General features: G+C 68.5%; 13 protein-coding genes. 8 read left to right on the top strand and 5 right to left on the bottom strand.

Annotation, left to right across the window (positions count from 1 at the left end):
- The 8 genes from EIO58_RS08720 to EIO58_RS18730 form a co-directional block, all read left to right on the top strand.
- On the top strand, nt 1–542 hold a 542-nt coding region (locus EIO58_RS08720; RefSeq protein WP_274543203.1), incomplete at its 5' end, for an MnhB domain-containing protein.
- The gene (locus tag EIO58_RS08715) at nt 539–1,093 is read left to right on the top strand and encodes a Na(+)/H(+) antiporter subunit C (protein WP_127819203.1); all 555 of its coding nucleotides are present in this window, start codon (nt 539–541) and stop codon (nt 1,091–1,093) included. The genes EIO58_RS08720 and EIO58_RS08715, both read left to right, overlap by 4 nt.
- Nucleotides 1,090–2,688 (top strand): Na+/H+ antiporter subunit D, encoded by a 1,599-nt coding sequence (locus EIO58_RS08710; protein WP_127819202.1) that lies wholly within the window; start codon nt 1,090–1,092, stop codon nt 2,686–2,688. The genes EIO58_RS08715 and EIO58_RS08710 overlap by 4 nt, the downstream gene beginning before the upstream one ends.
- On the top strand, nt 2,685–3,293 hold the full coding sequence (locus EIO58_RS08705; protein WP_127819201.1) for a Na+/H+ antiporter subunit E: 609 nt from the start codon (nt 2,685–2,687) through the stop codon (nt 3,291–3,293). The genes EIO58_RS08710 and EIO58_RS08705 overlap by 4 nt, the downstream gene beginning before the upstream one ends.
- Nucleotides 3,290–3,559, top strand: coding sequence for a monovalent cation/H+ antiporter complex subunit F (locus tag EIO58_RS08700; RefSeq protein WP_127819200.1), 270 nt, complete (start codon nt 3,290–3,292; stop codon nt 3,557–3,559). Before EIO58_RS08705 ends, EIO58_RS08700 begins: the two co-directional genes overlap by 4 nt.
- Entirely contained in the window at nt 3,556–3,912 is a 357-nt protein-coding gene (gene mnhG, locus EIO58_RS08695) for a monovalent cation/H(+) antiporter subunit G (protein WP_127819199.1), read from the top strand. Before EIO58_RS08700 ends, mnhG begins: the two co-directional genes overlap by 4 nt.
- Before the next feature lie 54 nt (nt 3,913–3,966).
- The gene (locus tag EIO58_RS08690) at nt 3,967–4,404 is read left to right on the top strand and encodes a VOC family protein (protein ID WP_127819198.1); all 438 of its coding nucleotides are present in this window, start codon (nt 3,967–3,969) and stop codon (nt 4,402–4,404) included.
- A gap of 73 nt (nt 4,405–4,477) precedes the next feature.
- Complete coding sequence (locus EIO58_RS18730; RefSeq protein ID WP_164861597.1) at nt 4,478–4,648, top strand: hypothetical protein; 171 nt, start codon at nt 4,478–4,480, stop codon at nt 4,646–4,648.
- 15 nt (nt 4,649–4,663) lie between these two features.
- Here EIO58_RS18730 and EIO58_RS08685 read toward each other — a convergent pair whose 3' ends face one another.
- From EIO58_RS08685 to EIO58_RS18725, 5 genes are all read right to left on the bottom strand, one after another.
- Nucleotides 4,664–5,107, bottom strand: coding sequence for an SRPBCC family protein (locus EIO58_RS08685; RefSeq protein ID WP_127819197.1), 444 nt, complete (start codon nt 5,105–5,107; stop codon nt 4,664–4,666).
- Nucleotides 5,108–5,202: 95 nt separating this feature from the next.
- Complete coding sequence (locus EIO58_RS08680) at nt 5,203–6,636, bottom strand: AAA family ATPase (RefSeq protein ID WP_127819196.1); 1,434 nt, start codon at nt 6,634–6,636, stop codon at nt 5,203–5,205.
- Nucleotides 6,637–6,696: 60 nt separating this feature from the next.
- Nucleotides 6,697–7,227, bottom strand: coding sequence for a DUF805 domain-containing protein (locus tag EIO58_RS08675; RefSeq protein WP_127819195.1), 531 nt, complete (start codon nt 7,225–7,227; stop codon nt 6,697–6,699).
- 152 nt (nt 7,228–7,379) lie between these two features.
- A complete protein-coding gene (locus EIO58_RS08670; RefSeq protein ID WP_127819194.1) occupies nt 7,380–8,036 on the bottom strand; it encodes a response regulator transcription factor in 657 nt (218 codons plus the stop codon).
- A partial coding sequence (locus tag EIO58_RS18725) for a hypothetical protein (protein WP_205789190.1) occupies nt 8,033–8,383 on the bottom strand: 351 nt, incomplete at its 5' end. The genes EIO58_RS18725 and EIO58_RS08670, both read right to left, overlap by 4 nt.

Below are 8,383 nucleotides of genomic sequence, written 5' to 3'. Positions count from 1 at the left end.
AGCAGCACGGGGACGCGCGAGGCAGCGGCCGCATGGCGTGGCTCGTCGGCGGGCAGCGGGTGCGGCCTGAGAACCGCTCGATCGTGCTCGAGGTGATCGTGCGGGTCCTCTTCCACACCATCATCATCGTGTCGCTTTACCTTCTCTTCGCGGGCCACAACCTTCCCGGCGGCGGCTTCGCCGGCGGGCTGGTCGCGGGCATGGCCCTCGTCATGCGGTACGTCGCCGGCGGGCGGTACGAGCTCGGTGCGGCGGCTCCGACCGAAGCCGGGCGCCTCCTCGGCACGGGAATGGCGATCGCCGTCGCATGCGCCGTCGTGCCGCTGTTCTTCGGGGCCCCGCCGCTCACGAGCACGTGGTTCACGGCCGACCTCCCGATCCTCGGACACGTCGAGTTCGTGACCTCCACCCTCTTCGACGTCGGCGTCTACCTCGTCGTGATCGGGCTCGTGCTCGACGTGCTGCGCAGCCTCGGCGCCGAGGTCGACCGCCAGGCGCTCGAGGCCCGCGGCGGCCGCACCGGGGAGGTGGGCGTCTCGTGAGCGTGTCGCTCGTTCTCATCGTCGTGATGGCGGTGCTCTTCGCGTGCGGGGTGTACGCGATGCTCGAGCGCAGCCTGACGCGTGTGCTCATCGGCTTCCTGCTGCTCGGCAACGCCGTGAACCTGCTGCTGCTCATCGTGATGGGTGAGCCGGGCGTCGCCCCGTTCTTCGGTGCCGCCGAGTCGCCCGACGAGATGTCGGATCCGCTGCCCCAGGCCCTCACCCTGACGGCGATCGTCATCACGTTCGCGGTCTCGGCATTTCTCCTCGCCCTGATCTACCGCTCGTGGCAGCTGGGCCAGGCCGACACCTTCGTCGACGACGAGGCCGACCGCGCCGTCCGCGAGGGCACCGCCGACGTCGAAGAGACCATGGACGACGAGACCGAGATCGAACTGGAGGATGACGACGCCACGACCGACTTCGTCGGCACCGACACCGCCCCCATCACGGTGCTCGGAAGCCGCGACGTGCCGGGGCTGCGCGACGACGCACCGGTGGACCGTCCGCAGCGTGACCGCGGATCGGACGGAACGGGGGACGACGCATGATCGCATTCGCTCCCGCTCTCGTCCCGCTGCTGGTGACCCTGCCGCTGCTCGGCGCGGCGATCGCGCTGATCGCGGGCCGTCACCGCAAGACGCAGGTCGCGGTCTCAGTCGTCACGCTCACGGTCGTCTGCGCGATCGCGGCCGTGCTCCTGTTCGTGGTCGACGTCGGCGACCGGCCGATCGCCGTGTCGGTGGGCGGCTGGCCGATCCCGTTCGGCATCGTGCTCTACGTCGACCGCCTCGCGGCCCTGCTCGTCGTGGTCTCGAGCATCGTGCTGCTCGCGGTCCTGCTGTTCTCGGTCGGCCAGGGCGCGGCCGACGGCGACGACGAGACGCCGGTCTCGATCTTCCACCCCTCGTACCTGATCCTCGCGGCGGGGATCTTCAACGCCTTCATCGCGGGCGACCTGTTCAACCTCTACGTGGGGTTCGAGATACTGCTGGTCGCGTCGTACGTGCTCATCACCCTGGGATCGACCGAATCGCGGATCCGCACCGGTGTCGTGTACATCGTCGTCTCCCTCGTGTCGTCGATCCTGTTCCTGGCGGCCATCGCGATGATCTACGGTGCGCTCGGCACTGTGAACATGGTGCAGATCGCGGAGCGCATGGGCGAGCTGCCGCAGCAGACGCAGCTGACGCTGCATCTCATGCTGCTTCTCGCCTTCGGCATCAAAGCCGCGGTCTTCCCGCTGTCGTTCTGGCTGCCCGACTCGTACCCGACCGCGCCCGCTCCGGTGACGGCGGTGTTCGCCGGCCTGCTGACCAAGGTCGGCGTGTACGCCATCATCCGCACCGAGACCGAGATGTTCCTCGACAACGACGTCAACATGCTGCTGATGTTCGTGGCGCTGGCGACCATGGTCGTCGGGGTGCTGGGCGCGGTCGCTCAGGCCGAGCTCAAACGGATCCTCTCGTTCACGCTCGTCAGCCACATCGGCTACATGATCTTCGGACTGGCGATCGCGACGCCCGCCGCGATCGGCGCGACCATCTACTACATGGTCCATCACATCGTGGTGCAGACGACGCTGTTCCTCGCGGTGGGCCTGGTGGAGCGTAGAGCCGGAAGCACTTCGATCCTGCGGGTGAAGGGCCTCATGAAGATCGCGCCGGTGATCGCGGTGCTCTACTTCATCCCCGCGGTGAACCTCGGCGGCCTCCCCCCGTTCTCGGGCTTCATCGGCAAGTTCGCTCTTTTCGACGCGGCCGCCGAGGTGGGCACCCCGATCATGATCGTGCTGATGGTGGCGGGGATCGTCACGAGCCTGCTCACGCTCTACGCCCTCATGCGTGCCTGGAACCTGTCGTTCTGGCGCGAGGAGGACGACTCGGCCGAGACGGAGGCCCGCATCTCGTACCTCGGCTCGGCGCCCGCAGCGGGAGTCGAGACGCAGCGGCGCGTGATTCCCCGCATCATGACGGCGGCGACCGCCGGCATGGTCGCGATCACCGTCGCGCTGACGATCTTCGCCGGGCCTCTCTACGATGTGTGCACGCGCATCGGCGCGGCACTGCTGCAGCCGGTCACGCTGGAGCAGCTTGAGCAGGAGCACGAAGACAGCACCGGCCTCGACGAGGGGGGTGAGCGATGACGGCGGATGCTGCGAACCCGCCCCGCACCACGGCCCGTGGCCTGCTCGTCCGGCTGTGGCGCCAGCTGCCGTTCTTCGTGTGGCTCATCGCGCTCTGGATGCTGCTGTGGGGGCAGTTCACGTGGCTCGCGTTCCTGACCGGGCTCGCCGCCGCGATCGTCGTGACCCGTGTCTTCCGACTGCCCCCGGTGGAACTCTCCGGCCGCGTCAACCTCTGGTACGGCGTGATCTTCGTCGTGACGTTCGTCGGCGCGGTCGTCCGAGGATCCCTGCTCGTCGCCTGGCAGGTGGTCGACACTCGACGCAACCCGCGGAGCTCGATCATCGCGGTGCCGCTGCTCACCGACGACGACCTCATCATGACTCACACGGCGGTGACGGCATCCCTCATTCCCGGCTCACTCCTGATCGAGGCCGACCGGGCCCGCCGCATCGTCTACCTTCACGTCATCGGGGCGTCGACCGACGACGAGGTCGAGGCGCAGCGGCGGGCCGTCCTCGGGTGGGAGGCCCGCATCGTCAGGGCCGTGGGATCGCGCGAGCAGCTCGAGGTCATCCGGCGTGCGGCGATCGACTCGCCGCTGCACGGGGGTGCTCTGCGATGAACGTCCTGCTTCTGATCATCTACGCCGTGTTCGCGGTGGCGGCGCTGCTGACACTGTGGCGCGTCGTGATCGGACCGTCGATCCTCGACCGGGCCGTGGCATCCGACGTCCTCCTCACCGAGGTGATGTGCGTGCTGGGTGCCGAGATGGCGATCAACCAGCACACGCGCACCTTGCCGGTCTTGCTGATCATCGCGGCTGTGGGGGTCTTCGGGTCGATCTCGATCGCCCGGTTCGTCGCACGGAGGGACAACGCCGACCGATGAACGAGATTCTCGACGTCACCGCGCTGATCCTCATCCTGGTCGGCGCCGTCCTGTGCCTGACCGCCGCCATCGGTCTGCTCCGCTTCCGGGACGTGCCGACGCGCCTGCACGCGGCGACCAAGCCGCAGGTGCTGGGGCTCGTCCTCATCTGCCTCGCGATCGCGCTGTCGCTGCGGTCGTGGGAGGTGGTCGCACTGCTGGTGCCGATCGTGCTCATCCAGCTCGCGACCTCCCCGCTCTCGGCGCACATGGTGGGTCGGCAGGCGTACCGCAACGGCACGATCGACGAGGCCGGCCTCTACGTCGACGAACTCGCGGAATCGAAGCAGACCCCACCTGCCGCGGGCGGCTGAGACTCCGCGTCCGCCGGTGCTGCGCGCCGTGCTGGCCTCGATATCATGCCGACCATGGCCATCAAGCTCGAGAACGTCGGAATCGCCGTACGCGACATCGAAGCGACCATCGCATTCTTCACCGACCTCGGCCTCACGGTCCTCGGCCGTGACACCGTCAGTGGCGAATGGGCCGACACCGCTGTCGGGCTCGACGGCAACCACGCCAAGATCGCCGTCCTCCAGACGCCGGACGGTCATGGTCAGCTGGAGCTCTTCGAGTACGTCCACCCTGACGCGATCGAGACGGAGCCCACGCTCCCCAACGAGATCGGCATGCACCGCGTCGCGTTCTCCGTCGACGACATCGACGAGGCCCTCGAGATCGCCGCGAAGCACGGCTGCCACCCATTGCGGGGCGTCGCGAGCTACGAGGACGTCTACAAGCTCACGTATCTTCGCGGTCCGAGCGGGATCCTGGTGATGTTCGCGCAGGAGCTGAAGAAGGGCTGACTCAGGCAGTCGGACGCAAGATCCCTCTCACGGGGGAGGCGGCACGCCGCCTGGTGCTCGTACCCTCTCACGTATGACCGAGACCACATTCAAGCTCGGAGACGAAGTCGTCACCCCTCTTGCGCGGGGCACAGTGATCGATGTCCGGCCCACCCCCTCCGGCAGGTGGGTCTTCGGGGTCGAAGACGACGACGGCGGCGTGGGCTACTTCACGAACAAGGCGCTCCGGCTCGCACAGGGCTGACTCCGACCTTCGCCGCTAGCGCAGAGCAGCCAGAAGGTGCGCGTTTCGCTGCGCGATGAGTCGTCGGAGGTAGGGCACGAGGATCAGTCGTTCCACCACCCGGCCGAAGACCGGTGCACCGACGGTGATGTGATCGGTCATCCGTGATCCGCTCAGGTGCGGCTCGAAGCGGTGCTCGTGGACGAAGGTCGTGAACGGACCCCGCACCTGCCGGTCGACGAACCGGGTCGGCCGGTCCATCTCCGAGATCTCCGACGTCAGGATGAACCACACGCCGAGGTGACGTGCGCGCCACGTCACCGTCTCACCGAGTCCGATCCGACCTGTCGTCACACCGGCCACGGCGCGCTCTTTCGACTCCGACATCGACGCCACATGCGCATCGATGTCGAGGGACACGTCGAAGAGCTCTTCGGGTGGGTGCGGGGAGTCGGTGACGACGGTGAAGGTGGAGGGCACGCACCCATCATTGCGCGCAGCAGCGGATCCGCGCACGGAGGCAGAACCGACCCACCTGTTCGCGCGCCGGCTCTTGCCGTTGCCGAGAGCCGCCGCTATGAGCCGGCGGACCAGCCGACGCCGACGCCTGCGTGCCCAGGTGGCGGTGCGGGGGCCGGACCGTCGACGTTCGAGCCCAGCATGGTACGGGTCAGACGCTCCCGTGAGTCCATCAGTCGGGTGAGCTCGGTGGCGAGGTCTTCGTCCTCGGGTTCTCGCCCGAGGTCGGCGGCACGAAGCACGGTGCGGCGCATCAGCTCCTTCGCGAACGAGCCCGTGGTGCCTTCGGCGCTTTCGGCCGCGGCATCCACCGCCTCCTCGGTGTAGGGAAGATCGTGGGCGTAGCGGCGGAACAGCCGGCGGCGCTCAGGCAGCCCAGGCAGCGGCACCTCGACAGCGAGATCGACGCGGCCCGGGCGCTCGGCGAGCGCCCGCTCGAGCACCTCCACGCGGTTGGTCGTCATGACGAACGCCACGTCGGCGTCGCCGTCGAGGCCGTCCAGCGCATCGAGCACTTCGAACAGGAGCGGCTGCGGTGACGAGTGGCGTTCCATCGCGACCAGATCGATGTCTTCGAGCACGACGATCGCCGGCTGGAAGGTGCGTGCGATCTCAGCGGCCGCACTGACGAAACGGATGCTGGAACCCGTGAGCACGATCGCAGTCGTCTCGGGCGTCGCGCTGAGCAGATGCCGGACCGTGAGTGTCTTGCCGGTTCCCGGCGGGCCGTAGAGCAGGACGCCGCGTTTCAGATGCTGACCTGCCCGCTGCAGCGCGTCCCGGTGCGCGCCGATGGTCACGACGTGCTGGACGATCTCTTCGAGCACGCCGTCGGGAAGCACGATGTCGTCCGCCGCGACGGACGGCCGCACGACGAACGTGGCGCCGGCGTCTCGCCCGTACTCGGTCGGCTGGAACGAGAGCACCTGGCCGCGGAGCACGCTCCGCTCGACCATCGTCCGTCGCAGCGCCTCGAGGAAGCGCGTCACCACGGCGGCGTCCGCGCCCATCACCTCGACGACGGCGGTCTGCCGCCCGAACTGCGGGGCAGCGGCGCGCTGTGCGAGAGCGATCGGGGAGCCTTCGAAGTGCAGCAGACGGATGCCGAGTGAGACGACTCGTCTGCTCGAGTCCGGGCCCGTGGCGCGCTCCGAGTAGTCCACCGGTCCTGGCGCGTACCGGATGTAACTGTTGGTCACGAACTCCGACAGGCCTTGGTGGTGCCGCTGGTCACCACCCGTGACGCCGAGGAGCCGGCCGTCACCATCCGCCGCGAGCACCTCCAGCGCGAGGTCCGCATCGACGAGACGATGATCGGCGATCTCCTCCTGTACGACCGAGACCTGCGCGGCGTCGGTCCTGAGGTGCTCGCTCACAAGATCCCCCAGCGGGGTGCGACGAGGGACCGTCTCGTTCTCGGCCAGTTCGTTGACCCGACGGAGGTAGGCCGACACCGCTCGCATGAGATCTTGGTCATCGTCGCTCAGCATCCCTCGAACCTCTCACAGACCGGCGACGCCGCACCACTGCGACGTGAGCACGCTGACCGATCACCCGGGCCGGGGCGAATCAGGGTCGCTTCCGGCGTCGAAGCGGACTTCCTCTGGGCGCGATCGCCGAGCGGCGAGCAGCAGCAGCACGAGTGCGCCGAACGGGAACAGGGCGAGCAGAACGCACCAGCCGGACAGGTTCGAGTCGTGGAGACGGCGTACCGCCACGGTGAAGCCCGGGATGAGCGTGGCGACCAGCCACAGTCCGGCGACGAGCAGGGATGCGGCGGCGAAGGGCGAGCTCGGCGCATCGGTGGCGTCGACGGTGAACAGTTCGATGTCGGCGAAGAGCCACGACCCGAAGGGTCCGATGCGCAGTGTCGGTTGCGGTGTCCTCCTCGCGATGAGGAAGGGAATGAGCAATTGCGTGAGCGTGAGCACGACGACATTGACGAGCATCCACCACCAGTACTCGCTACGGGTGGCACGACCTCGGATGGTGAAAGCGTTCGCCACGAACGCCGTCATCGCTTGGGCCACCGTCGGGCGACGTGCCGGTGCGGCATCAACGACGGCAGCGGTGGAGGTCACAGGGCGATCCTATGGGCGATGCCCAGCAGGACGCGGCGAAGGCGTGTTCGCGATCGCCATCACCCTTCTTGCTCGAGATCGCCGTGCCACTGGTGGGCGACGCGGAGCTTCTCCCAGCCATCCTGGAGGAATGGCTTGCGTATCCGGCTCTCTCAATCCGCCGGCACGATCCCTGCCCGATGGGCCTGCACCGCGGCCTCCACGCGGTTGCGCACCCCGAGCTTCACGAGGATCGCACTCACGTATCCCTTCACCGTGCCCTCGACGAGGTGCAGCCGCTCGCCGATCTCGGCGTTCGAGGCACCGGCACCCAGGAGTGCGAGCACGTCGCGCTCGCGGCCGGTCAGTGCCGCGATCGCGTCGCGGGCCTCGGCGCCGCGCGCACGGTCGCCGTCGCGGTACGGCGCGATGACTCGGCGCGCGATATGGGGAGACAGGTACGCGCCGCCTTCCGAGACAGCGCGCACGCCCGCGATCAGTTCGCGCGGATCGGCGGCCTTGAGCAGGAAGCCGAGCGCCCCGCCGCCGAGCGCGCGTTCGATGTAGTCGTCTTCGCCGAAGGTCGTCAGCATCACGATGCGCGTGCTCGGCACGGTGGCTGCGATCTCGGTGGCGGCGGCGAGACCGTCGAGCCGGGGCATCCGGATGTCGAGGACGGCGACGTCGGGCCGGTGCCGCTGCGCCCCGCCGATCGCCTCGTGGCCGTCGGCCGCCTCGAACACGACCTCGATCCCCGGATCGGACTCCAGGATCGCCCGCACTCCCGCCCGCATCATCGCCTCGTCGTCGGCGATGAGCACCCGGATCACGATGCCCCCAGCAGGGTCTTCTCGATGAGCACACCCTGCTCGAAGCAGAGGCGGTACGACGCATCGGTGAAGTGCAGCCAGCCGTCGCGGGCGGTGAAGTAGTCGCACTCGGCACCCTCCGGCACCTGTGGCTCGCTGACGATCGGCACCGGGCCGGGCGTGCCGCCGGGCAGCAGCCCGGCCAGCTCCGTCCGAGTCATGCCGAGTTCGATGCCGTCGTAGACATCCGACGTGACCGCTGTCTGCGCGAAGGTGATCGCCTGGACCACGATGAATCCGACGAGCGCGAGCCCCGCGATGACCGCGGGCACGATCGTCGCCTGCAGCACGCGACGGCGGGCGGCCCG

This window comes from Microbacterium sp. CPCC 204701, assembly GCF_004010105.1.
Lineage (GTDB): Bacteria > Actinomycetota > Actinomycetes > Actinomycetales > Microbacteriaceae > Microbacterium.
Note: the sequence above shows the minus strand (reverse complement) of the source record. Positions and strands in the feature narration are given on the sequence as shown.